This window comes from Cryptosporangium sp. NPDC048952, from assembly GCF_043197895.1.
GTDB lineage: Bacteria > Actinomycetota > Actinomycetes > Mycobacteriales > Cryptosporangiaceae > Cryptosporangium.
Genome location: NZ_JBICTY010000001.1, coordinates 950,148 through 973,043, shown reverse-complemented (window position 1 = coordinate 973,043; position 22,896 = coordinate 950,148). Strand labels below are relative to the sequence as shown.

Here is a 22,896-nt window from a genome sequence, read left to right as displayed (position 1 = left end):
GGCGCAGCGCGGGCGCGCGGGGCGCAGCGCGGGCGCGCGGGGCGCAGCGCGGGCGCGCGGGGCGCAGCGCGGGCGCGCGGGGCGCAGCGCGGGCGCGCGGGGCGCAGCGCGGGCGATAGCGCGGGGCGCAGCGCGGGCGATAGCGCGGGGCGAAAGGGGTGTGGGGGCGGTAGCCCCCACACCCCTTTACCGTCGCCGTTAGGGGCGGCGGAACAGTTCGAGGCTGCGGGCCCAGGCTGTCTGGGAGGCGTGGGGGTTGTAGGCGTCTGGGCGGTCGTCGTTGTAGAAGCCGCGCTTCGTGCCGGGGTACTCGTGGACGGTGAAGTCGCCGCCGGCCTGCTCGACGGCCTTCTTCGCGAGCTCGAGCTCCGGCCCTGTCGTGGCCGCGTCCTCGTCCGCGACGTGCACGACCGCTGTGGTGCCACCGAACGCGCCCCAGTTCGGCGCCGTCGGCTGCCACGGCACCAACGGATAGAACGCCGCAGTCGACACGACGTCGTCACTCAACCCCGCGGCGAACAACGCCAACGACCCACCGAGTCCGAACCCGACAGCGCCGATCTTTCCCTGCACGGCGTCAGCCAAATACTCAGCGGCTCCCACCAGATCCGCGGACACCCGATCCACGGACAAATCTTCAGCGAGTCTCTGCGCCTCGTCGGCGTCACTCACCACCGTGCCGCCGTAGACGTCCGGCGCAAGGGCCACGAACCCTTCGCCGGCCAAGCGGTCGGCTACCGACTTGATCTGCCCGCCCAGCCCCCACCAGGCCGGCAGCACCAGAATGCCCGGCCCGCTATCACTCTCGGGCCGCGCTAGATAGCCGTCCGCCGTTCCGCCATCAACCTGAAAACTGACGTTCTCACCCACGGCAGACTCCCTTCGATTGGCGTCACCCAATCACGCGAGTGGACCGCGCGGAACCGATCCGGCGCTACGTCACAATCGAGATCAACCATCCTGAATCGATGCGGAAGGGGCGTCGGTCCCCGTTTTTCCCCGCCTGGAGTGGACCGGATAACGTGCGCGCATGAGCACACTGTTGGCCGAACTGCTCGCCGCCCCGGGCCTCTACCGGGGACGCGGCGACGGCGCCGAGTCCGGGCCGTTCCTGGCCCGGCTGGTCGTGACGCCGGTGGTCTCGGCTCGCGGAGTGGTCATCGATTACGAGGCGACGTCCGACCGCCGCGGTCTGCACCACGTCGAGCACTCGGTCCTGACGACGAGTGAGGACGGTCGGCAGGCGCTGCACGTGTGCTGCACGGAACTGCCGGGTGTGGTGACGTTCAACGAGAGCAAGCCGGGGATCTTCACCGCGTACGACGGCGGCCTCACCGCCCGGATCGTGATCACCGCACCGCAGCCGGGTTCGCTCACCTACTCCTGGTGGTGGACCCGCGACGAGGGCGAACCCAAGGAGCAGTTCCGCGCGGACGTCCGCCGCACCGGCTAAGCGAGCGACCAGGCGATGCCGTCGAGGATGTCGTGCTCCGAAGCGACGACCGAGTCGGCGCCCACTTCGTCCATGATCACGCGCAGGACGAGCGCGCCGGCGCCGATGACGTCCACGCGGCCCGGGTGCATCACCGGGTAAGCCGAGCGCTGTTCGCGGGTCTGACCGAGCAGGCGCGAAGTTACCTCAGCGACCTGGTCGCGTGAGATCCGGGCGTGGTGGATCGCTCCCGGGTCGTACTCGGTGAGCCCCAGTGCGAGCGCGGTCACCGTCGTCACCGACCCGGCGAGCCCGACGAGCGTCCGGGCTTTCTCGACCGGCACGGTCTCGCGGGCGAGGTTGATCGCCGCGACGACGTCGCGCTCGGTGGCTTCGATCTCGGAGGGAGTCGGCGGATCGCTGCGGAGGTGGCGCTCGGTGAGCCGCACGCAACCGACGTCCACGGAACGAGCCGCGTCCACCCCGTCGGTGCCGAGCACGAACTCGGTGGAACCCCCGCCGATGTCGACGACCAGATACGGCGACTCGGCGTCGGAAAGACCCCGGACGGCACCGTCGAACGACAACCGCGCTTCCTCGTCGCCGGTGATCACTTCCGGCGCGGCGCCCAAAGTGGAAACCACCATCGCGCGGAACTCGTCCGCATTGGATGCGTCGCGGCTCGCGCTCGTGGCCACCATGCGCACCCGCTCGGCGCCGAGCTCCCGGATCTGCGCGGCATAACCGGCGAGCGCCACCCGCGTCCGCTCGATCGCTTCGGGGGCGAGCCGGCCCGTCCGGTCCACACCCTGTCCGAGCCGCACGATCGTCATCTCGCGTACGACGTCGACCAAGGTGTTTGCAGTGAGGTCAGCCACGAGCAGACGGATCGAGTTCGTCCCGCAGTCGATCGCCGCGACCCTCATTGACTCTCCGAACAGCACGGGTTTCGCTCCCACCAGTTGCCTACCGCTTCGACGGCCTCGTCGCCGAACGGATTCACGCCCGGCCCGGCGGCCAGCGCGTGGCCGGCCAGCGCGTGCAGGCACTTGACCCGCGTCGGCATGCCACCGGCGGTGACGCCGTCGATCTCCGGCACGTCGCCGAGCTTGCGGCGCCGTGCCAGGTAGTCCTCGTGCGCGGCACGATAACGCTCAGCCAGCGAAGGGTCCTCGTCCAGCCGCGTGGACATGTCCCGCATCAGCCCACCGGACTCCTGCGTGGACAGCAGACCGGCCAGCCGAGGGCAGGTCAGGTAGAACGTGGTCGGGAACGGCGTGCCGTCGGGCAGCCGCGGCGCGGTCTCGACGACGTCCGGCGCGCCGCACGGGCAGCGGTGGGCGACGCCGATCGCGCCGCGCGGGACACGTCCCAGCTGAGCCGCCACCGTGTCGTGGTCGGCCGGATCGAGGCCTGTCACTTTTGGTCGGCCGCCTCGACGCTGTCCCAGAGGCGCCCGTACCAGGAGCGGGGGTCGTTCGCCGGCGAACCGGACGGTTCCGTGGTGGTCGGGCTTCCACCGGTGCGTGACGGGTCCTGCACGACGTACCGCTTCTCCCCTGGTTCGGTCAGTTGCAGACGCGACCGGGCCTGACCCTTGACGTATTCGGGGTCGTTCCAGGCGTCCAGCTCCGAGCGTAGCGCCGTGATCCGCTCGTTCTGCTTGGCCTGGGCGCGCTCGGCCTCCGCGATCTGCGACCGCTGGGCGAGGTACTGCTGGACCGGGTACGCGAGCGTGAGCACGAGCACCGCGAAAAGGAGGGCGAGCACTGCCGCGCGGCCGGTGAAGCGGCCTTCGCCGCGGCGGACGAAACGACGTCCGTCGAGTGCCGCGGTCGCGGAGGCCGCGGTGCGGCGGACGCCCGGCCGGCGGCCTTCCCGGCTACCGGCGCCGGGGCTGCGTCCCGCGCCCCGGCGCTGGGCCGGGAGGGACGAGACCGGGTAGTCACGCTGTTTGCCGGGAACCCGGCCGGTGACCCGCCCGCCGTGGGGGGTGGTTCCCCTGGGAACAGGATTCCGCGCCGCACTCCTGGCGGCCGACGACGTCGACGGGCGGCGGTTACCACCGGCCCGGGACGGACGCTGGCCACTGGGAGTACGGCGCGGACCGGCCATCAGGAAGCCGGGGTGTACCGCGGGAAGGCGCTGGTACCGGCGAAGATCGCCGCGTCGTCCAGCTCCTCCTCGATGCGCAGCAGCTGGTTGTACTTGGCGATGCGCTCGGAGCGGGCCGGGGCACCGGTCTTGATCTGACCGGCGTCGGTCGCCACCGCGAGGTCGGCGATCGTGGTGTCCTCGGTCTCACCGGAGCGGTGGCTCAGCATGCACTTGAAGCCGGCCCGGTGGGCGAGCGAGACCGCGTCGAACGTCTCGGTGAGCGTGCCGATCTGGTTGACCTTCACCAGCAGGGCGTTACCGGCCTTCTCGGCGATGCCGCGGGCCAGGCGCTCCGGGTTGGTGACGTACAGGTCGTCGCCGACGAGCTGGACACGCTGGCCCAGCCCGGCGGTGAGCGCCTTCCAACCGTCCCAGTCGTCCTCGGACAGGCCGTCCTCGATCGACACGATCGGGTAGTTGTTGACCAGCTCGGTGTAGTAGTCGGCGAGCTCGGCGCTCGTCTTCTTCGCACCCTCGAACTCGTACGAGCCGTCGCGGTAGAACTCGGTCGCGGCGACGTCGAGCGCGAGCACGATGTCGGTGCCCAGGGTGTAGCCGGCCTTGTCGATCGCGGTGGCGATCAGGTCGAGCGCGGCGCGGTTGCTGGAGAGACTCGGCGCGAAGCCGCCCTCGTCGCCGAGGCCGGTGGCCAGCCCCTGCGACTTCAGGACGCTCTTCAGGGCGTGATAGGTCTCCGCGCCCCAGCGCAGCGCCTCCTTGAAGGAGCCCGCGCCGATCGGCGCGATCATGAACTCCTGGATGTCGACGTTCGAGTCGGCGTGGGCGCCACCGTTGAGGATGTTCAGCATCGGCACCGGCAGCGTGTGCGCGTTCGGGCCACCGAGGTAGCGGAACAGCGGCAGCTTCGCCGAGTCGGCGGCGGCCTTCGCGACGGCGAGCGAAACGCCGAGGATGGCGTTGGCGCCGAGACGGCCCTTGTTGTCGGTGCCGTCCAGGTCGATCATCGCCTGGTCGATCAGCCGCTGCTCGGCGGCGTCGAAGCCGACCAGCTCGGGGCCGATCTCGTCGTCGACGGCCTGAACAGCCTTTTCGACACCCTTGCCCAGGTATCGCGTGCCGCCGTCACGCAGTTCGACGGCCTCGTAGGCGCCGGTGGAGGCGCCGCTGGGGACGGCCGCGCGGGCGACGGTGTCGTCGTCGAGGATGACCTCGACCTCGACGGTCGGGTTACCGCGCGAGTCGAGAATTTCACGGGCGGCGACGGCCTCGATCGTGGCCACGTGCATCGCTCCTCATGGTCGGGGCGTATGGCGGTCGGGCGGTGGCCCGCCGCTCTTCCCTCGCAGCGTAGTCGCGGCCCGGTACCGACACGCGCACCGGTGCCCTACACGTCGAGCAGCGTCTTCAGGTGCCGCGGGGAGGGCGAACCGTGGGCGAGCATGCGGTCGTGCCAGGTCTTCACCGAGACGTCGGCGGGCCTGGCCGCGGCGATCGCGCTCACCTCGGTGTAGCCGACGAAGTACGTGGAGAGCTGGCCCGAGGTGAGCAGGGCACGGCGCCACTTGCCGGCCGCTTCCCGTTCCTCCTGGAAGCCCTTGTCCAGCATCAGGGCCATCGCGTCGTCCTCGGCCAGGTCTTCGGCGTGCACCAGCTGGTCGAGCAGCGCGTTTATCGTCATCCGCAGCTGCATTTTGAGTTGTTGCAGGCGCACCTGCGCACCGCCGAAGCCGGTGTCGGCCATCAGTTCCTCGGCGTAGACCGCCCAGCCCTCGACGAACGAGCCGGACATGCAGAGCGCCCGGGCGCGGGTGCTCGCGCGGAACCGGCGGGCGTGCGAGAGCTGCAGGAAGTGACCGGGCACGGCTTCGTGCACGGTGAGGTTCTGCAGCATGTGGTTGTTGTACTCGCGGTAGAACGACTCGCGACGCTCGTCGGACCAGTCCGCGGGGGTCGGCGCGATCGCGTAGAACGTCGGCAGCTCCGTGGTCTCGAGCGGCCCCGGCGGGTCGCAGTAGGCCACCGCGACGCCCCGCGCGAACTCCGGCATCTCGATCACGCGGCACTCGTCGTCGGTGAGCGTGACCAGGTCGTGGGCGCGCACGAAGTCGATCGTGGCGCGGAGGTCGTCCTGGGCCCGGCCGAGCACGGTGGCGTCGTTCGGCCGGTCGGCGGCCAGTGCGTCGAGGGCGGCGCGCACGTCGTCGGAGCCGGTGAGTTCTTCGGCCGCTTCGCGGAGGCGCTCGCCGACGTCGGCCAGGCGCTTCTCGGCGGCCTCGAGCAGCGCACCCGCGGTGAGCTCGGAGTCGAGCTCGTGCCAGAGCTTGGCCTCCCAGCGGCGACGCCCGAGCCGGGGTTCGCCGACGGCGGTGTCCAGCTGGTCGGTGAGCCAGGCGCGGTGCCGATCGAGCGCGGCCAGCGCGGCGGTGCGGGGTGCCGTGACGTCCAAGCCGGGCACCTGGTCGGCGAGCCGGGACACGTCGGTGGTGAGCAGCGCGGCCGTGCCGTCGAGCTGGCCGAGCGCGGTCTCGACGTGGATGCGCGGGCAGTCACGCAAAACGTTCTCGGCGGTGGCGAGGGTGTCCGGAATCGTGCGGAGCCGGTCGATCAGCGCTTCCAGACGTTCCGCCGCGGGGGCGAACTCGCGGGTGATCAGCCCGTCGAGCAGCGCGCCCGGGTTGTGGACGAGCGGGTTCCACTCGTGTTCGCGCAGCTCGGTGAGCGCGAACAGCCGCTCGTCGACGGCGGACGCGAGCAGCTGCACGTCGACGGCGTCCTCGGGGCCGAGGTCGTCGGGGTCGATCTCGACGAGCGCGTCGGCGTCCTCGCGGAGGCGTCGGACCCGGTCGGCGACCGCATCGGCCGAGTAGTCGGGCAGCTCGTGGTCGGTGCGGTGGTCACCGGCGTAGTACGCGGTCACCGGGTCGCCCGCGAGCAGGTCGTCGACGACGGCCTCCGCCGTCTTGCGGAACTCACGCGTCATGACGCGCCACTGTAGTGCCGCGCGGGCGTCTACTGCGGCCGTAGCAGCGCGTTGGGCACCACCGAGAACGGCCGCGACCCGCCCACCCTCAACTGTGACGCTCCACTCGCTGCCGCGACACTCACCCATCGGTCGCCCTCCAGCACGAGCCATTCAAGATGCACGTCCAGCGTGTCGGTTAAAAACGCTTCGACGAAGATCGGAGCGCCGCCCTCTCGGTATTCACGCCGCTTCCGATTCATCTCTTTCAAGGTGTTGTTCGGCGACCACACCTCGGCGACGGCCTGCGGCACACCGACGAACACCGGGTCGTTGACCAACGAGTCCCCATCGACGAGCACGTCCGGCACGCGGGACGTGAGCATCTCTCCGTCCTCGGCGAACTCGAGGCCCCAGTGAGCAGGTGGCGACGCGATCACGCCCGGCCACTGCCGCATGAACTCCTCCGCGATCCGGTAACTGACGAAGTGGTGCGGGTTCCCACCCACACGTCGCATCACGAACTCCCCGTCGACGATCTCGACACGCTGGCCCGGACCGGCAGCCTCACAAGCGGCGAGCCACTCGTCGACGGAGATCCCAGACTTCCGCATCGGCCTACTCATGGGCACGAGCCTAGCAGTGTCAGGCGGGTGGGCGGTAGCGGTAGCCGACTCCTCGTACGGACTCGATGGGGCTGTCGGACGGGTCGGACCAGCCGAGGCGGCGGCGCAGGCGGAGCACGGCGAACTTGACGCGCTCGGCGCCGATGCCGGTCGGGTCGTCCCACACCTGCGACAGCAGCTGCGACGGCGAGAGCACCGCCCCCTTGTGCCGCGCGAGCGTGTTGAGCAGCCGGAACTCGATCGGCGTCAGGTGCACCGACTCCCCGTCCACGGTCACCGACCGCCGCACCGGGTCCAACTGCAGCCGGCCGTCGTCGTAGATCTCCTCCGACCAGTCCGGCGCCGACGAGCGACGCAACAGCGCGGTCACCCGGGCGAGCAGCTCGCCGTTGGTGAACGGCTTGGTCAGGTAGTCGTCCGCACCACCGTGCAGCCCGCGCACCTTGTCCCGCTCCTGACCGTGCGCGGTCAGCAGCAGCACCGGGACGTCGGAGATGTCCCGCACCCGCTCGAGCACCTGCCAGCCGTCCATGATCGGCAGGCCGATGTCGAGCACGACCAGGTCCGGCCGCACCTTGTGCACCAGGCGCAGGCCCTCCCGCCCGTCCTGGGCATGTTCGACGTTGTGTCCGGCACGCTCGAACAAGAGCTTGAGCCCGAGTGCGATATCCGGATTGTCCTCGACAACCAGTAGTTTGCTCACCGGTCCCCCTCGCGGTCGCCGACCCGGCGTTGCGGCAACCAAACGGTCACCGTCGTCCCCCTGCCGAGCTCGCTCGTGATCTCCATCAACCCGCCGTGGCGCTCCACGATCGCCTTGCTGATCACCAGGCCGAGGCCGGTGCCAGGATGGCTGTGCTTCTCCACGTTGGACGCGCGATGGAACGCCTCGAAGATCCGGTCCAGATCTTCGGACGGAATACCGATGCCACTGTCGGTCACCGACAGCCGCCAGCCGTCGGCTGCGGGATGGCACCGCACGGTCACCTGTCCACCGGCAGGCGTGAACTTCAACGCGTTGCCGATCAGGTTCCCGAGCACCTGGTTGACTCGGAGCTCGTCGCAGGACATCACCGCGTCGCCGGACACTTCGGCTTTCAGCGTGACGTCGGCTGCCTGAGCGATCGGAGCGCGCTCCAGAACCGCGGAGCGCACGAGGTCGGGAAGGATGACGCGGCTGGGCACGAACTGCAGCGTCCGCGCCTCCAGCCGGGAGAGCAGGAGCAGGTCCTCGATCAGCCGCAGGAGCCGATCCGCGTTGCGCTGGATCACCTCGATGAACTGACGCTGCTCGTCGTCGAGCTCGCCCCAGTCGGGCTGGGCCAGCAGGTTGCTGAACGTGACCACGGAGGTCAGCGGGCTGCGCAGCTCGTGCGACACGCTCGCCACGAATTCGTTCTTCGCCGCCACCAGGGCCGCGAGGGCTTCGTTGCGCTCTTCCAGGTTGCGCTGCATGTTCGCCCTGGCGGTGACGTCCCAGGCGTGGAGCAGCGCTCCACCGCCCGCGCCGACCGGTACGACGTCGATCTCCACGACCCGGCCGCCGACCAGCATCAGGTCGGTGTCCAGCGCGGTCCACGGCTCGGTGAGCAGCCGGTCGAGGCGGTCGGCGACCCGGTCGGGCGCGCGCATCGCGCCGGCCATCCGCCGGAGCAGGGCCCGCGCGTCGGTGGTGGAATAGCGCTGCGGCGGGCCCGGCACGTCGAACAGTTCGAGCAGCGCGCGGTTGGTCACCGCGACGCGCCCGGCGCCGTCGACCAGCAGAATGCCGACGGCGAGCGTCTCGATCAGGCGCTCCAGCCCGGCGTGGGTCTCGGTCAACGCCCGCTCGGCGTCGCGCGCGCGGCCCACTTCGACGCCGTAGTAGACGACGCCGCCGACGTCCGGGTCGTGCAGGCGGCTGCGGACCGTGGTCGCCAGCTCGATCCAGGAGCCCTGCGCGGTACGCACCCGTACCGGTATCGACTGCGACGGCTCCCGGCCGTCCCGGGCCGCCTGGAACGACTCCAGCACGCTGCGACGGTCGGCCGGATGCACGAGCGAGAGGAGGCGCGTGCGTGCCGGGAGGTCCGCCGAGTGGCCCAGACCGCGGGTGAACGTGTCGCCGAGCGCGGTCCAGGAGCCGTCGGGGTAGACGATCGCCACCGCGGCACGCGCGGCCTCGACCACCGCCCGGAAGAGTTCGGGGCGCTCCGAGCCGCGGAGAAGCCGGGGTTCGGGGCGCGCCGAAGGGGCGGCCGTACGAGCCGCCGCCCCGACTGTCACGGCCCTACCGGCCGCGACGCCCCCGTCCGTGACCTCGGCCACGCCCCTCCTCCGCCGGCAGGCGATCGTCCGCCGCACGCGACACGAAACTCACTTTTCACTAGTTTTGCGTATCTTTCTCATAGTAGAGACTATCTGCGCAGATTGACACACGTAACGCCCGCCCCGGGTGTTCCAGCAGCGGGAGGAGTCCGGATGGGGCCGCTCGCCGTCGTCACGGTCGATCCGGACGGCCGCGTGCTGACGTTTTCCCGCAGCGCCGAGGAGCTGCTGGGTCATCGACGGCTGGACGTGCTGGGCCGGACGCTGGGCGAACTGATCGTCCCGGCGCGCCTCCGCGACGGCGCCGACGACCCGCTCCGGCCGCTCTACGACGCCTGCGCCGGTCCGGACGGCGAAGGGTGCCGTGAACTCCCCGCCCGCCACGCCGACGGAAGCGAGTTCCCCGCCGACCTGGTGGTGACGCCGGTACCCGGTGGCGGGTACACGGTGGTCGTCGCCCCGCTCTCCCCACGGGTCGACGTGCGTCGCCAGTCGGAGTGGTTCCACCGCGCGCTGGTCGGGCGCTCTCCCGTTGTCACGATGGTGTTCGACCCGGACGGCCGGTGGCGCTGGTCGTCACCGGCCGCGGTGCGCCTGCACGGCTCCGGCCCGCCGACCACCGACGTGGCCGCGTCGATCGTCCACCCGGACGACCTCACGACGATCCGTGCGTTGTTCGGTGCGGCCCTCAACGCCCCCGGCCCCGGCACCGGTCCGCTGGACCGCGACTCCGAGACAGTCGAAGTGCGTCTGCGCCCGCCCGGGTCGAACGGCCGCGAGTGGCGCTGCTACGCCCTGACGGTCCAGAACCTGACCGACGAACCCGCCGTCGAGGGCATCGCCATCTACGCGATCGACGTCACCCGCGCGGTCGACGCCGAGCGCAGGGAACAGCTGCACAGTGCGCGGATCGACACGCTGATCGGGTCGCTGCGGGACGGGATCCTGGTCGAGGATTCCGATCGGCGTGCCGTGACGGCGAATGCCGCGCTGCCTCGCGTCATCGGCTCGTCGGTACCGGTGGAGCGGATCATCGGAGAGCACACCGTCGAGCTGCTGCCGCCGACCGAGCTGTTCGCCGACCCTGCGGGGCTGCGCGACGAGACGCTCCGTCTGCTGGAGCAGGGGCAACCGGCCACCGGCACCGAGTTCACGCTCACCGACGGCCGGGTGATCGTCCGCGACTACGCCCCGATCCACTTCGACGGCTCGGTCGCCGGTCACCTGTGGGTTCTCCGTGACGTCACCGACCAGGCGACGATCCGGCGCGGGCTGGAAGAGCGCAACCGGGCGCTGGCCGAGGTCGCCCAGCTCAAGACCGAGTTCGTCTCCGCTGCGTCGCACGAGCTGCGCACGCCGCTGACCTCGATCGCGACGTTCAGCCAGATGCTGGCCGAGGAGCCGGACGCTCCGAGCGACCAGCGGCACATCGCGCTCGAAGCGATCGCTCGCAACGCCAACCGGACGTTGCGGATCGTCGACGACCTCCTCACGCTCGCTGGTCTGGAGGGGGGCACGCTGCCACTGACGTTGCGTGCGGTGCACCTGCCGGACGTCGTCGCGGAGGCCGTGGAAGCTTTTGCCGACGCCGCGGAGCGCGCCGGGGTCACCGTCGACCTGGCCGAAAACGTCACCGGGCCGATGCTCCGGGTCGATCCGGGGCGGTTCCGCCAGGCGGTCGAAGCTCTGTTGACGATCGTCGCGACGGCGCACGCGGGAACGCGGCTCGACGTGCGGGTGACGTTCGCGGCGTCGCACTGGACCGTGCGGGTGGGGTCGCCGTCCGCGCTCGCGGCGGGGGATCACCTGTTCACCACCGGCGACCGCGGCGCCGGCAACGCGCTGTCGTTCCTGATCGCGCGGGCGATCGTGTCCCGGCACGGCGGCCAGCTGGCCACACCCCGCGGCGGCCAGACCGACGCGTTCGCAATTACCCTCCCGGTCCGCCCCAACCTCCCGGAGTCCGAAGCCTGACCCGCCGCCCCTGACCGCGCGCCCCGACGCCCGGGTTGCCGCTTAGGCGCTGCGGCGCGAGCGCGGATCCGCGCTCCCGAGCGGAAACTTTTCCGCACCGTCGCGCGCACTCGGGCGTTCCGACGTAGAGGGCATGCGTAACCTGCTGACCCTCCGGTCAATCTCCGCCCCGGCCATCTCGGTCGCCGCGCTGGTCGCCACCGCCGCGGTTACCGCAGGCATTGCCACCGCCCCGGCCACCTTCACGACGGCCGCCCCGGCCGCGAAGCTGGTCGCGGCCGACGCCGAGACCAACCTCTCGACGATCTCCGCCCAGGGCGACAACATCCGCTACCAGGGCCTCACGGTCCGCATCCCCGCCGCCGGCGAGGGTGTCCAGGCCGCGGCCCAGAGCGTCTCCGGCGAGACGTCGATCACCGTCAGCCGCGCCGCCGACGGCTCGGTCGTCGTCAAGACCGAGACGGAGACGGAGACCGCGGACGAGCACGCCGAGGCGCAGGCCGTCAACGCCACCGCCATCCGCCCGGCCGCCGCCAAGACCTGCAAGGACGCCGCCTACGCGCTGTCCGGCTGGAAGCTGCCGAGCTTCAAGTGGTACTACAACCCGGCCGGCGCCCCGGCGTCCGTGCGCAGCTCCGCCGCGGCTTCGATCTCCGCCGCCACCACTGGCCTGACCAAGGCGTGCGGCCAGAAGAGCCTGAAGCTCGTCCCCTCGTACGGTGGTTCGACCTCCGCCGGTGTCCAGGTGGGCGCCGCCGGCAACTGCACCGGCAACGACGGCCGCAACGTCATCGGCTGGCGCGCCGGCTCGGGCAAGTGGCTCGGCATGACCTGCACGTACTTCAAGACCATCAAGGGCAAGAAGACCGTGACCGGCACCGACACCGCGCTCAACACCCAGTACAAGTTCTTCACCTCGACGAAGAAGTGCGCGAACGCCTACGACCTGCAGTCGGTCGTCCTGCACGAGCGTGGTCACTCGCTGGGCCTCAACCACGTCAGCCAGGCGGCGCACGCCAGCGCGGTCATGACCCCGGCGCTCTCGGCCTGCTCGGTCGGCAAGCGCACGCTGGGCCTCGGCGACTACAAGGGCCTCGCGGCGATGTACGGGGTTCGCTGAATCCGCTGCAACGCGAGCGCACCCCGGGAGCACCCTCCGTGCTCCCGGGGTTGCTCATTGTTAGGGGTGTCAGCGCCCCGGGTGCCTCCCAGCAACGCCGGTCCGCCAACCGGCCGGGGCAGCTGACGCCCCCGGGCAGCGTTGCCCGGGCACGCACGACGTCTCCCGCGTCAACGTCGACGCGGCTCCGGGACGCGAACCACCGGGCCGTTTCGGCGAAGGAGCGGCAGGCCGCGGTGGAACGGCCGGGGTCGGTCCTCAGGAGGGGGTTGACCGGCCCCGGCTTTCGGCCTCCCGGACGTCGTCCGCGAACCGGCGGGCCGCCGCCCGCAGCGCGGCCTCCGCGTCCAGCCCCTGTGCGTCACCGGCGGCGACCAGCGCGAACAACAGCTCGCCCAGAGCGTCGGCCGAGTCCGGAGCGGCCAGCGACGGCGGGAGAGCCGGCGGCTGGACCGTCACTCCTGCGCGCCGGGCCCGGGAAAGGTACTTCGCGGCCAGCGACAGCGCCGGTTGCGACTGCGCGACTCCGTCGAGCGCGGAGTCGCGCTTCTTCTCCGCCTTCTTGATCGCTTCCCAGTTCGTGTCGACCTCATCGGCGCCGGAGACCGAGCGGTCGGCGAACACGTGCGGGTGCCTGCGGACCAGCTTGGCCACCAGGTCGCCGGCGACGTCGTCGATGTCGAAGCCCTCGTCGGGGTTCTCGGACGCGACGCGCGCGTGGAACGCGACCTGGAGCAGGACGTCGCCGAGTTCCTCGCGCAGGGCCTCGAGATCGCCGTCGAGAAGTGCGTCGTAGGCCTCGTAGGCCTCTTCGAGCAGGTAGGGCCGGAGCGACTCGTGGGTCTGCTCCGCATCCCACGGGCATCCGCCCGGGGATCGCAGCCGGTCCATCACCGAAGCGACGTCGAGAAGCCGCGCCCCCGGCGGATCCCACGAGCCGTAGAGCACCTCGACCTGGTAATCCAGTCCCGGATCCGCCGCGAGCCGCTCGGCCAGCAGGGCCGGCACCCCGTCGCCGGCAGCGTCGGCCGGCCCCGCGAGCCACACCGCGGCCCCGCCGATCACCGTTCCGGCATCGCCAGCCCCGGGCGCGCCGTCCGCGGGCACGCCGTCCGCAGGCGCGCGGCCGGCCGCCGGAGCGGCGGATTCGGCGGCGCGGCGGAGTGCTGCGAGCGCCGATTCGGGGTCGGTGCCGACCTCGGTCACGGGGACGCCGGCGGCGCGGACGGCGTCGGAGAGTGGGGACGGACCGGCGGCGAACACCGGGTGGGAACGCACCGCGTCCCACCCGTCAGCGGTCAGCAGACCGGCCGGCAGACGCGGCGACGTGACCAGAACGACGAGCCGAGCGACCACGTCGACTACTGCGGAGCCGGCGACGCGGACTTGACCGCGACGTCGGAGCTACCGAGCTCCGGAACCTTCTCGAGGTCGAACTTCCCGTACCGCGGGTTCACGGTGACCGGGTTGTCCTTCTCGGCCGCACGCACCGCGTCGGAGTACTTCTTCTCGGCGCCCTGCTGCGAACCGCCGCTCTCCGAAGCCCACTGGCTCAGCTTCAGCCGGTACGCCTGGAACTCGGCCAACTCGTCGAGCGGCAGCAGCGCCAGATCGCCGGTGACCTGCTGCCGCTGCGGCTCGACCTGCGCCTTCACCTGCGCGATCTCACCGGCGGTGACGGGCACACCCGCGTCCTGCGCCGTCTCCTTCAGCAGTTCGATGAAGACCAGCATGCTGACCAGCCGCGGCTTGACATCGGCGCGGTTCTGCGAGACGAGCTCCGACGACAGCGGATCGTTCACCGCTTTGTCGAAGTAACTGTCGATCTGATCAGTCGTGATCTCGTCGCTGCCCACATAGGCCGCGACGGTCGGGTCGGACTGACACGAGGTCAGCCCGATCATCAGCAGGGGGACGGCAGCGACGGCCAGCAGACGACGGAACACCACACGCTCTCAACGCTCAGCGCGCGGACGGTGCGGCAACGAAGCGATTACCGTCCGTGCTGTCGGGTCAGGGCGGAACGTCGGCCACTGTACGGGTATCCCCCGACAACCTCACGCAAGACCTACGGGTTACGGGTGTGTTCGCCGAGACGAGCGATCACGTGACAACCTTGAGGCGTGCTGAGCCCAGGATCCCGTCTCGCGACCTACGAGGTGCGCAAGCGCCTCGCGGTCGGTGGCATGGGAGAGGTGTACCTGTGCAGGCACCGGCTGCTCGATCGGGACGACGCGGTCAAGGTGCTCCGCCCCCACCTGGTCGCGGACCAGGCTTTCCGGCGGCGCTTCCTGCGGGAAGCGCTGTCCGCGGCGCGGCTGCGCCACCCCCACATCGTCACGGTCTACACCGCCGACGAGGTCGACAAGCAGCTCTACCTGGCGATGGAGTACATCCCGGGCGCCGACCTCGCGGCGATCCTCGACCACGAGCAGGTGCTCGAGCCGCGCCGCGCCGTCCGCCTGCTCGACCAGGTCGCCGACGCGCTGGACGCCGCCCACCGCCTGCAGATGACGCACCGGGACGTCAAGCCGAGCAACGTGCTCGTCGAGCGTCCGGGCTCGCCCGATCTGCTGCCGGGCGGTCCGCACGGCGGGCCGGAACACGCGTACCTGGTGGACTTCGGGCTGAGCAAGAGCGCGCAGCAGATGGACCAGGACATCACGATGACCGGTCAGGTCCTCGGCACGGTGGCCTACATCGCGCCGGAGCAGCTGCAGGGTGTGCCCACCGACGGCCGCACCGACCAGTACTCGCTCGGCTGCATGACGTTCGAGATCCTCACCGGCCAGCTGCCGTTCGCGCGCGACAACCAGGTCGCGACGATCACCGCGCACCTCACCACGCCTCCGCCGCCGGTCACCGCGCTCCAGCCCGACCTGCCCAAGGCCGTCGACCGGGTCGTGGCCAGGGCGATGGCGAAGTCGCCGGACGAGCGGTTCGCCACCTGCAAGGAGTTCGTCGACGCACTGCGCTCGGCGGTCGAGACCGGTGAGACCACTGTGGTGCAGAAGCCGCCGCTGCGGCTCGACCGGCGCACCCCGAGCGGCGCCGAAGCTCGGCAGGAACAGGCCTGGGCGAATCCAGCGAACCAGGGCCAAGCGGTCGTCGCGGACTCCCTTGGCGACCAGGCGCCGCTGCGGATCGCGGCGCGGCGTCCGGTGGATCGCACTCCGCCGCCACCGCCGTCGAGTCCGGTTGCGGTTCCCGAGCCGGCTGACCCGCCGTCGTCCGCGGAAGAATCTTTGGTCGACGCTGAGCCGGTCGCGCCCGTGAGCCCGGTGAGCTCGGACCCGGCCGCACCGCCCGGATTCACGCTGCCCGACGACACCCCGTTCGGCATGCCACCGAAGCACGACCTGCCGCCGGAGCGGGGTGTGGGCAACCCGTACACGCGGCCGGGAGCACCCCCGTCGGGGATCGTGGGCCGCCAGTCGGCGCCGTCGTCCGGCGTGCCCCTGTCCGGTCCCGCACCGGTGTCCGGCAGCGGGTACCGCTCGTACCCGGCGGGAGCGCCGCTGCTGAGCGAACCGCAGCCCGTCGGGCGCGCGCCGGACAGCAGGCTGTACCTAGCCGTGATCGGCGGTCCGGACGCCGGACGGCTGGTGCCGCTCCCGGACGGCGAGCGCAAGGTGCCGATCGGGCGCGTCACGCTCGGCTTCACGGTCAGCGGGTGGACCGTACAGGTCGTCGGCGACACCGATTCGCAGGTCAACGGCGAGCCGCTGCACGGCGTCCGGCAGCTGACGCCGGGCGACCTGCTCACGGCGGGCACGGCCTTGCTGGAAGTCCGGTCCGCCCGCCACCTGGCCCGGCTGGCGCCGAACTCCCCGCCACCCGACCCGGTGACACTCGACCGGGTCGCGCGCGACCGGCTCGCCGGAGCCGTCCGCGGTCCGCAGCACCCGCAGGCGCTGGTGACGCGGATCGGCTGGCTGGCCCGGCGTCCTCCGGTGCCGATCGCGGTGCCGGTGGGCAACGCGGGTGGCATCGCGATCCGTGGGCCGCTGCCGGCTGCCGTGCCCCTGGCGCGGTGGCTGATCACGCAGGCCGCGGTGCTGCACGACGCCCGCGACCTGTGCATCGCGGTCGCCGCCGGGGTCACCGACGACGAGCGGTGGACGTGGGTGCAGTCGTTGCCACACGCGCGGCCGGCGACACCGCCACTGACCGGGACGCAGGTGGCGACGTCCCGGGACGGCGCGCTGGACCTGACCAGCCGGTTGCGTCAGCTGGTGGAGGTGCGCCGGTCCGCCGCCGCCGACCCACGGGCGCGGCAACTGCTCTCGCTGCCGCGGGTGCTGGCCGTGCTGGACGACCGGCTGGGCGGCGTGGACACCGAATTCGTCACCGCGGCGGGCGGGAACCTGGGCGTGCACGTCGTGCGTCTGCTGCCGCCGGAGGCACGGCCCCCGGCGAGCTGCCGGCTCTGCATCGACCTGGACCCCAGTGGACAGACGCTCACCGTCTGGGTGGCCGGTCGCAACGGCGCCCAGAAGGGCGTCCCGGACGGCGTCAGCGCCCAGTACGCCCTCGAGGTGGCCGACCTGCTAGGCGGTAACTAGGGCCTCGAGACGCTCCGCTACGGCGAGGGCCGTGGCGGGGCGGGCGGTGCGGTCGGGCGCGATCGTCCACGAGACGATCTCGGCGAGCGAGTCGTCGAGGCTCGGATCGATCGACGGCGGCGACGAGAGCACCTTGCGCAGCGCGAGCACCGGGTCGTGGTCGGGCAGCTCGCCGTGCAGACCCTGCTGCGTCAGCGCGTAGTGCAGCGTCACGCCGAGTGAGTACACGTCGCTGGCGCGCGACGGCGGCTCGCCGTGCAGGACGTCGGGGTCGACGAACTCGATCGAGCCGAGCGAGCCCATGCCCGTCAGCGTCATGCCCGGGGCCAGGACCTGCGACAGGCCGAGGTCGGAGAGCTTGCCGCCCTCGGGGTGGAGCAGCACGTTGCCGGGCTTGATGTCGCGGTGGACGATGCCCGCTTCGTGCAGCGCGTGGGCGGCACGCGCGGCGTGGGCGACCGCACGCAGCGTGGCCGACTCGTCGAGGAGGTACGCCGGCTCGGCGAGCGAACCGTCGGGCAGGTACTCCATCGAGTAGTAGAAAACGCCACCCTGCTGACCGGCGTCGTACAGGGTGACGAGGTGGTCCGACCGGACCGCGGCGAACGCCGACAGCTCACGGGTGGCCCGCCGGAACACCTCCTGGGTGGTGGATCCCGACAGCACCTTCACCGCCACCAGCTCCGCCTCGACCGGCAGCCGGGCCGGCGTCTTGGCGAGGAAGAACTCACCGTGGTTGCCGTCGCCCAGGGACCGGACGAACTCGTAGTCGGCGATGCCCTCCACGTGCCTCTCCTTCAAAGTCTGCTTCCCGACGAACTCTCAACACCGCCCGTCGGCGATGTGAAACTACCGGCCGGAGCCCGGTCACAAGGTCGGCTACCGGACACGGAATAAGGAGCTTCCCGCTGTGACTGCGCACGATGTCGGCTTGCTGATGCTTGTTCTGGCACTGATTCTCGTGCTCGCACGGATCGGTGGCTGGTTAGCCCAGAAGGTCGGCCAACCCCCGGTGGTCGGCGAGATCATCGCCGGAATCGCGCTCGGACCGACGATCCTCGGCTCGCATCTGTCGACCGTACTCGTCCCCACCGACATCCGGATCCCACTGTCGGCTCTGGCCAACGTGGGCCTCGTGCTGTTCATGTTCATCGTGGGTTACGAGCTCGACCACAAGCTGATCCGCGGCCGTGAGCGGGTGGCGGTGAGCGTCTCGGTGGGGTCGATCCTGCTGCCGTGCGCGCTCGGCGTCACGCTGGCGTTCTGGCTGGCCTCGCGGCACGGGGTGGCCGACGGCGATCGGTTGCCGTTCGTGCTGTTCCTCGGCGCGGCGATGTCGATCACCGCGTTCCCCGTACTCGCGCGCATCCTCACCGACCGTGGCATGCACCGCACCCGCCTCGGCGGTCTCGCGCTGGCGAGCGCCGCCGTGGACGACGTCATCGCGTGGTCACTGCTCGCAGTCGTGGTGACGGTGGCCGGTGCGTCGGCCGAAGCGCAGTGGCACGTACTGCTCACGCTGCCCTACGTCGCCCTGATGTTCTTCGTGGTCCGTCCGCTGCTGCGGCGGCTGCTGCCCCTGCACGCCGCCGCGGGACGGTTGACACCGGCGCTGCTGGCGGTCGTCCTGGTCGGACTGATGGTCTCCGCGTTCGCCGCCGAGTGGCTCGGCGTCCATGTGATCTTCGGTGCGTTCCTGTTCGGCGCGGTGATGCCGCGGGAGGGCGGTGAAGGGCTGCGCCAGGACATCCTGGAGAAGCTCGAACAGGTCAGCGTCCTGCTGCTGCTCCCGGTCTTCTTCTTCACGTCCGGCATCAAGGTCGACCTGCGCAACATCGGGCTGGCCGGGCTGGGCGAGCTCGCGCTGATCCTGCTGGTCGCGATCGTCGGCAAGTTCGTCGGTGCGTACATCGGCGCCAAGCTGCAGCGGGTACCGACCCGGCAGTCGTTCGCGCTGGCCACGTTGATGAACACCCGCGGCCTGACGGAGATCGTCATCCTGACCGTCGGTCTGCAGCTGGGCATCCTGGACCAGTCGCTGTTCTCGCTGATGGTGGTCATGGCGATCGTCACCACGGTGATGGCGGGGCCGCTGCTCTCGGCGTTCTACTCCAAGCGCCGGATCGAGCGGGACATCGCCGAGGCCGAGCGGGTGGCGCTGGGTGAGGCGCCCGCGACCAGGGCGTTCGTTGTCGTCGATTCGCCGGCCGAGCAGGGAGCCGACGTCGAGCTGGCCGGTGCGCTGGTCGGCGCACGACGTCCGGCCGAGGTCGTGCTGTCGCGGATGCTGCCCTACCGGGCGCCGGCGCTGGAGGTCGGCACCGGCCTCTCCGGAGAGCTGCTGGAGATGACGCGCTCGCTCGAGGAGCTCGAGGGTCTGGCCGCGCGCGTCCGGCGCGACGACCTACCCGCTCCCGTGCTCACCCGCTTCTCGCACGACGTCGAGCGCGAGCTGGGGCTGCAGATCGCGACGTCCGAGCCGGACGTCGTCGTGGTGCGGGCCGGCGCGCACACGCTCGCCGACCAGGTGACCGGCCAGCTGGTCACGGTCGGGACACTGCCGGCGAGCCCGTCGGCGGTGGCCGTGCGGTGGAGCGTCGACGCGAACGGCAGCGCCGCGCTGCGTGCCGCCGCTCTGCTCGCGGCCTCCCGGGGGCTGCCGCTGGTGATCGACGACGGCGGGCGCTCCGGACGCCGCGCCACCGCCGCGGCCTCGGACCTGGCCCGGCAGGGGCTGATCGTCTCGGCCGACCCGGCACCGGCGGACGCTCTGGTGGTCGTCGGCGGCTCGGCGCTGCCCGACGGGGCGCACGTCGCGGTGCGCGCGGCGCACGAGGCCGACGCCGCAGAGGTGAGCGACTGGGTGGCGGACCTTCCGGCGCCGTCTCCCGCGATGGCGTAGGGATCTATCGTTCGAGGCATGGCGGAAACGAGCGGACGAGCGCCGCTGAGCGCTCTACTGAGGCCCGGTGAACGCCTCGGCTGGGTGTTCCGTGACCGGCACCTGTTCCGTCGTCCGTTCGGGCAGCCGCCGCCGACGATGGTCGAGGTGCCGGCCGACGTGCTGGCATCCGCCCGCGCCGCCAACCCGCACCTCGTCCGCAACATTGCGATCGCGGTACCGGCGGCGCTGATCGTCAGCTTCGTCTTGGTCTGTGGCTTGAGCGTGGTGGTGTTCCGCGGCGAAGGCGGCGGCTGGGGTTTCCTGGTGATGATCGCCCTGGTCCTGGCGGTGTTCGGCGCCGCGGGCGCGCTGGTCTGGTGGGGCGCGTACAACGCGCGCACGACCGCGACCCGGCCGAACGCGATGGCCGCCGAGCAGCGCGCCCGCTACGACCGCGAGCTGGCCGACTGGCACACCCGCAAGACGCAGTTCGAGCTGGCCGAGCACCAGCGCAGCGAGCAGCTCCCGGAGTGGTCACCGGCGGTTCCGCCGCCGCACACCCGCCGGATCGACGTCGTCGGCGGCACGCTCTGGGGCTGGGAAGGACTGCTCACCGTCTTCGGATCGTCGACGCTGGCGAGCGGCGGGCAACTCACGGTGCTCGACCTGACCGGTGAGGGCGTCTGCCGGGAGCTCGCCGAGGTCGCCGCCGAGGCCGACCTGACGACCGACGTCCAACTCTTCCCCGACGACCTGGCCGCCGCCGACATCCTGTCCGGACTGGACCAGCGGCAGTTCGTCGACGTGCTGGTCGAGGCGGTGCACGGCGGCGACGGCGAGGGTGGCGGCACCGACCGCTACGGCAGCGACCGCTACGGACGGGCCGCCGACGACCGGGTGCTCGGCGCGGTCTGTTCCGCGCTGGCACCGGGCGGGCTGAGCGTCGCCCGGGTCTTGACGGCGCTGCGGGTGCTGCTGGGCGAGCCGACCGGCGCCGACGACGGTCTCTCCGACGACGAGCGCCGGACGGTCACCGACGAGTTGTTCTCGGCGGACTACCGCCGGGAGATCGGGCCGCGGCTGCGGCAGCTCGAGTCGCTGCTGCACCCGTTGGCGCCGCTGGGGAGTGATGCGCAGCCGCGTCCGGACGCGCAGCTCAGCTGTATCGCGACGCTGAGTACCGGGAGTACGGCGCGGGACGAGGTGCTCGGGGACCTGATCGTGCAGCGGCTCACCCGGGGTGTGGCGACCGGCGTCGAATCCGCCGGCCCGCGGACGATCGTGGTCGTCGGTGCCGACGAGATCGCGCGGCGGCACCTCGAACGCCTCTCGGACGTGTGCGAGCGGCGTGGCGTCCGGCTGGTGTATCTGTTCCGGCACCTGCGGGGGACGTCGCTGCAGGTGCTGGGGGCGGGCGCGGTCGGCGTGATGCGGCTGGGCAACCACCAGGAGGCAGGAGAGGCCGCCGAGTTCATCGGGCGGCAGCACCGGTTCGTGCTCACGCAGCTCACCCACCAGCTCGGTGGGGCGGAGACGCACAGCACTGCGGAGTCGGAGAGCAAGTCGACGAGCAGCGTGCGGAACCTGTCGCTGCGACGCCCGTGGCAGTCGATCTCGGGCATGGTGGGGAGCAGCTCGCGGTCGTGGCGCAGTACGGCCGGGCACGCCGAGGGCACGAACTGGAACAACAGCGAGACGTACCAGCGCGCCGCCGAGTACACGGTGGAGCCGCGGACGCTGCAGGGGCTGCCCGATTACGCGATGTTGCTGGTGACCGCGGGGCAGCAGGGGCCCACGGTGACGGCCGTGGAGTGCAATCCCGACATCGTGTCGCTGCCCCGTGTGAGCGTCGATCCGCTCCCGACCACCCAGGCTCCGGCTGCGCTACCCCGGCCGCAACAGCGTTGAGGCTGGGGACAACTTTTCGGCCTGTGGACAAGGGTGGGTAGGGCCGGGCGCGGCGGCAGGGTGCTGGCATGGCACGCACACCGCACCGCCCGGCCGAACTCGTCGGGCGGATCTTCCGAGGCTCCGATGCCCTGCAGCAGGGCCTGCTGACCGGATCCCAGCTCCGCGGCCCGGCCTGGCGCAGGCTCTTCCGGAACGTCTACGTCGACGCCGACCTGCCGCCCACCCATGCCCTCCGCTGCGAGGCGGCCGGCCTGATACTGCCCGCCGAAGCAGCAATCACCAGCTACTCGGCCGCCTGCCTGGCCGGCCTACCGATCGGCGAACCACGCGACGAGGTGGTCGTGGTCGTTCCGCCGCCGAGCCGCCTGCGCGTCCGCGGCCTGCAGGTACGGCACGCGCCGCTCCACCCCGAGGAGGTGGTGCGGGGCGCACTCCCCACCACCACGCCCCTCCGCACCGCGTGGGAACTCGCCCGTGAGCGCGACCTCCTCGACGCGGTCGCCGGGCTGGACCTGATGCTCTCGTACGACCACGTCACCGCCGCCGAACTCGCGGCGCGAGCGGCCGAACGTCCGCACAGCCGGGCCGCCACCGCCATCCGGCTGGCAGACGCCCGAGCGGGATCGCCACCGGAGAGCCGTCTCCGCGTCAAGCTCGTCCAGGCGGGCTTCCCGGCGCCGGTACCGCAGTTCGAGATCCGCGCCCGCGACGGCGACGTCCGCGTCGACCTCGGCTGGCCGGCGCTGCGCGTCGGCGCCAACTACTACCGTGACAGCGAACACTTCTACGGCGACGTCTACCGTCGCAATGCCCTGGGCTTCGCGCGCTGGACCGTGTTCTCCGCCGGAGTCGAGGACCTCGACGACCCCGAGTGCTTTGCGAGATTCTGCGATTACCTCCGCGGAGCGATGCGGAGAAGCCGCGACGAAGCACTGTGACGCGGGCCGTGAGTCGCATTCGCGTCAAAGTTCGCTGACGGCGCTCCCCGGCCCCATAGCCT

19 protein-coding genes are annotated in these 22,896 nt (G+C 71.4%); 7 read left to right on the top strand and 12 right to left on the bottom strand.

The window, feature by feature from the left end; translation table 11 throughout:
• Positions 1-198: 198 nt before the first annotated feature.
• The gene (locus tag ACGFY5_RS04530; RefSeq protein ID WP_392717253.1) at positions 199-870 is read right to left on the bottom strand and encodes a dienelactone hydrolase family protein; all 672 of its coding nucleotides are present in this window, start codon (positions 868-870) and stop codon (positions 199-201) included.
• Between the two features lie 160 nt (positions 871-1,030).
• Between ACGFY5_RS04530 and ACGFY5_RS04525 the strand changes: the two genes are divergently transcribed.
• Positions 1,031-1,453 carry a hypothetical protein gene (locus ACGFY5_RS04525; RefSeq protein ID WP_344651340.1) on the top strand — a complete coding sequence of 141 codons (423 nt, stop codon included), beginning with the start codon at positions 1,031-1,033 and terminating at the stop codon, positions 1,451-1,453.
• Here ACGFY5_RS04525 and ACGFY5_RS04520 read toward each other — a convergent pair.
• The 8 genes from ACGFY5_RS04520 to ACGFY5_RS04485 all read right to left on the bottom strand — a co-directional run bounded on the left by ACGFY5_RS04520 (position 1,450) and on the right by ACGFY5_RS04485 (position 9,442).
• Positions 1,450-2,358, bottom strand: a complete 909-nt coding sequence (locus tag ACGFY5_RS04520) for an exopolyphosphatase (RefSeq protein ID WP_392717251.1) — start codon at positions 2,356-2,358, stop codon at positions 1,450-1,452. The genes ACGFY5_RS04525 and ACGFY5_RS04520 overlap by 4 nt on opposite strands.
• Positions 2,355-2,852, bottom strand: coding sequence for a DUF501 domain-containing protein (locus ACGFY5_RS04515; protein ID WP_392717250.1), 498 nt, complete (start codon positions 2,850-2,852; stop codon positions 2,355-2,357). Before ACGFY5_RS04515 ends, ACGFY5_RS04520 begins: the two co-directional genes overlap by 4 nt.
• Positions 2,849-3,547 (bottom strand): septum formation initiator family protein, encoded by a 699-nt coding sequence (locus ACGFY5_RS04510; RefSeq protein ID WP_392717248.1) that lies wholly within the window; start codon positions 3,545-3,547, stop codon positions 2,849-2,851. Before ACGFY5_RS04510 ends, ACGFY5_RS04515 begins: the two co-directional genes overlap by 4 nt.
• Positions 3,547-4,830 (bottom strand): phosphopyruvate hydratase, encoded by a 1,284-nt coding sequence (eno, locus tag ACGFY5_RS04505; protein WP_392717246.1) that lies wholly within the window; start codon positions 4,828-4,830, stop codon positions 3,547-3,549. Before eno ends, ACGFY5_RS04510 begins: the two co-directional genes overlap by 1 nt.
• 104 nt (positions 4,831-4,934) lie before the next feature.
• Positions 4,935-6,530: a DUF885 domain-containing protein gene (locus ACGFY5_RS04500; protein ID WP_392717244.1), complete on the bottom strand. Its 1,596-nt coding sequence runs from the start codon at positions 6,528-6,530 to the stop codon at positions 4,935-4,937.
• A gap of 29 nt (positions 6,531-6,559) precedes the next feature.
• The gene (locus ACGFY5_RS04495; RefSeq protein WP_392717242.1) at positions 6,560-7,135 is read right to left on the bottom strand and encodes a Uma2 family endonuclease; all 576 of its coding nucleotides are present in this window, start codon (positions 7,133-7,135) and stop codon (positions 6,560-6,562) included.
• A gap of 19 nt (positions 7,136-7,154) precedes the next feature.
• Positions 7,155-7,838 (bottom strand): response regulator transcription factor, encoded by a 684-nt coding sequence (locus ACGFY5_RS04490; protein WP_035848720.1) that lies wholly within the window; start codon positions 7,836-7,838, stop codon positions 7,155-7,157.
• The gene (locus ACGFY5_RS04485) at positions 7,835-9,442 is read right to left on the bottom strand and encodes an ATP-binding protein (RefSeq protein ID WP_392717239.1); all 1,608 of its coding nucleotides are present in this window, start codon (positions 9,440-9,442) and stop codon (positions 7,835-7,837) included. Before ACGFY5_RS04485 ends, ACGFY5_RS04490 begins: the two co-directional genes overlap by 4 nt.
• 153 nt (positions 9,443-9,595) lie before the next feature.
• Between ACGFY5_RS04485 and ACGFY5_RS04480 the strand changes: the two genes are divergently transcribed.
• Together ACGFY5_RS04480 and ACGFY5_RS04475 are read left to right on the top strand one after the other, a co-directional pair.
• Positions 9,596-11,416 (top strand): PAS domain-containing protein, encoded by a 1,821-nt coding sequence (locus ACGFY5_RS04480; protein WP_392717237.1) that lies wholly within the window; start codon positions 9,596-9,598, stop codon positions 11,414-11,416.
• Between the two features lie 133 nt (positions 11,417-11,549).
• Positions 11,550-12,536, top strand: a complete 987-nt coding sequence (locus ACGFY5_RS04475; protein ID WP_392717235.1) for a matrixin family metalloprotease — start codon at positions 11,550-11,552, stop codon at positions 12,534-12,536.
• Between the two features lie 258 nt (positions 12,537-12,794).
• Here the strand turns inward: ACGFY5_RS04475 and ACGFY5_RS04470 are convergent, their stop codons facing one another.
• Both ACGFY5_RS04470 and ACGFY5_RS04465 read right to left on the bottom strand, forming a co-directional pair.
• Positions 12,795-13,892: a MazG family protein gene (locus ACGFY5_RS04470; protein WP_392717233.1), complete on the bottom strand. Its 1,098-nt coding sequence runs from the start codon at positions 13,890-13,892 to the stop codon at positions 12,795-12,797.
• Positions 13,893-13,897: 5 nt separating this feature from the next.
• Positions 13,898-14,482 carry a hypothetical protein gene (locus ACGFY5_RS04465; protein ID WP_392717231.1) on the bottom strand — a complete coding sequence of 195 codons (585 nt, stop codon included), beginning with the start codon at positions 14,480-14,482 and terminating at the stop codon, positions 13,898-13,900.
• 177 nt (positions 14,483-14,659) lie between these two features.
• Here ACGFY5_RS04465 and ACGFY5_RS04460 point away from each other — a divergent pair, with 177 nt between their 5' ends.
• Positions 14,660-17,101, top strand: coding sequence for a protein kinase (locus ACGFY5_RS04460; protein ID WP_392717229.1), 2,442 nt, complete (start codon positions 14,660-14,662; stop codon positions 17,099-17,101).
• Here ACGFY5_RS04460 and ACGFY5_RS04455 read toward each other — a convergent pair.
• Positions 17,087-17,887 (bottom strand): serine/threonine-protein kinase, encoded by an 801-nt coding sequence (locus tag ACGFY5_RS04455; protein ID WP_392717227.1) that lies wholly within the window; start codon positions 17,885-17,887, stop codon positions 17,087-17,089. The genes ACGFY5_RS04460 and ACGFY5_RS04455 overlap by 15 nt on opposite strands.
• Before the next feature lie 124 nt (positions 17,888-18,011).
• On the opposite strand from ACGFY5_RS04455, the gene ACGFY5_RS04450 reads away from it, so the two are divergent.
• From ACGFY5_RS04450 to ACGFY5_RS04440, 3 genes are all read left to right on the top strand, one after another.
• Complete coding sequence (locus ACGFY5_RS04450; protein WP_392717225.1) at positions 18,012-20,003, top strand: cation:proton antiporter; 1,992 nt, start codon at positions 18,012-18,014, stop codon at positions 20,001-20,003.
• Between the two features lie 18 nt (positions 20,004-20,021).
• Positions 20,022-21,893: a hypothetical protein gene (locus ACGFY5_RS04445; RefSeq protein ID WP_392717223.1), complete on the top strand. Its 1,872-nt coding sequence runs from the start codon at positions 20,022-20,024 to the stop codon at positions 21,891-21,893.
• Positions 21,894-21,961: 68 nt separating this feature from the next.
• Positions 21,962-22,834: a hypothetical protein gene (locus tag ACGFY5_RS04440; protein ID WP_392717221.1), complete on the top strand. Its 873-nt coding sequence runs from the start codon at positions 21,962-21,964 to the stop codon at positions 22,832-22,834.
• The last annotated feature ends 62 nt before the right edge of the window (positions 22,835-22,896 follow it).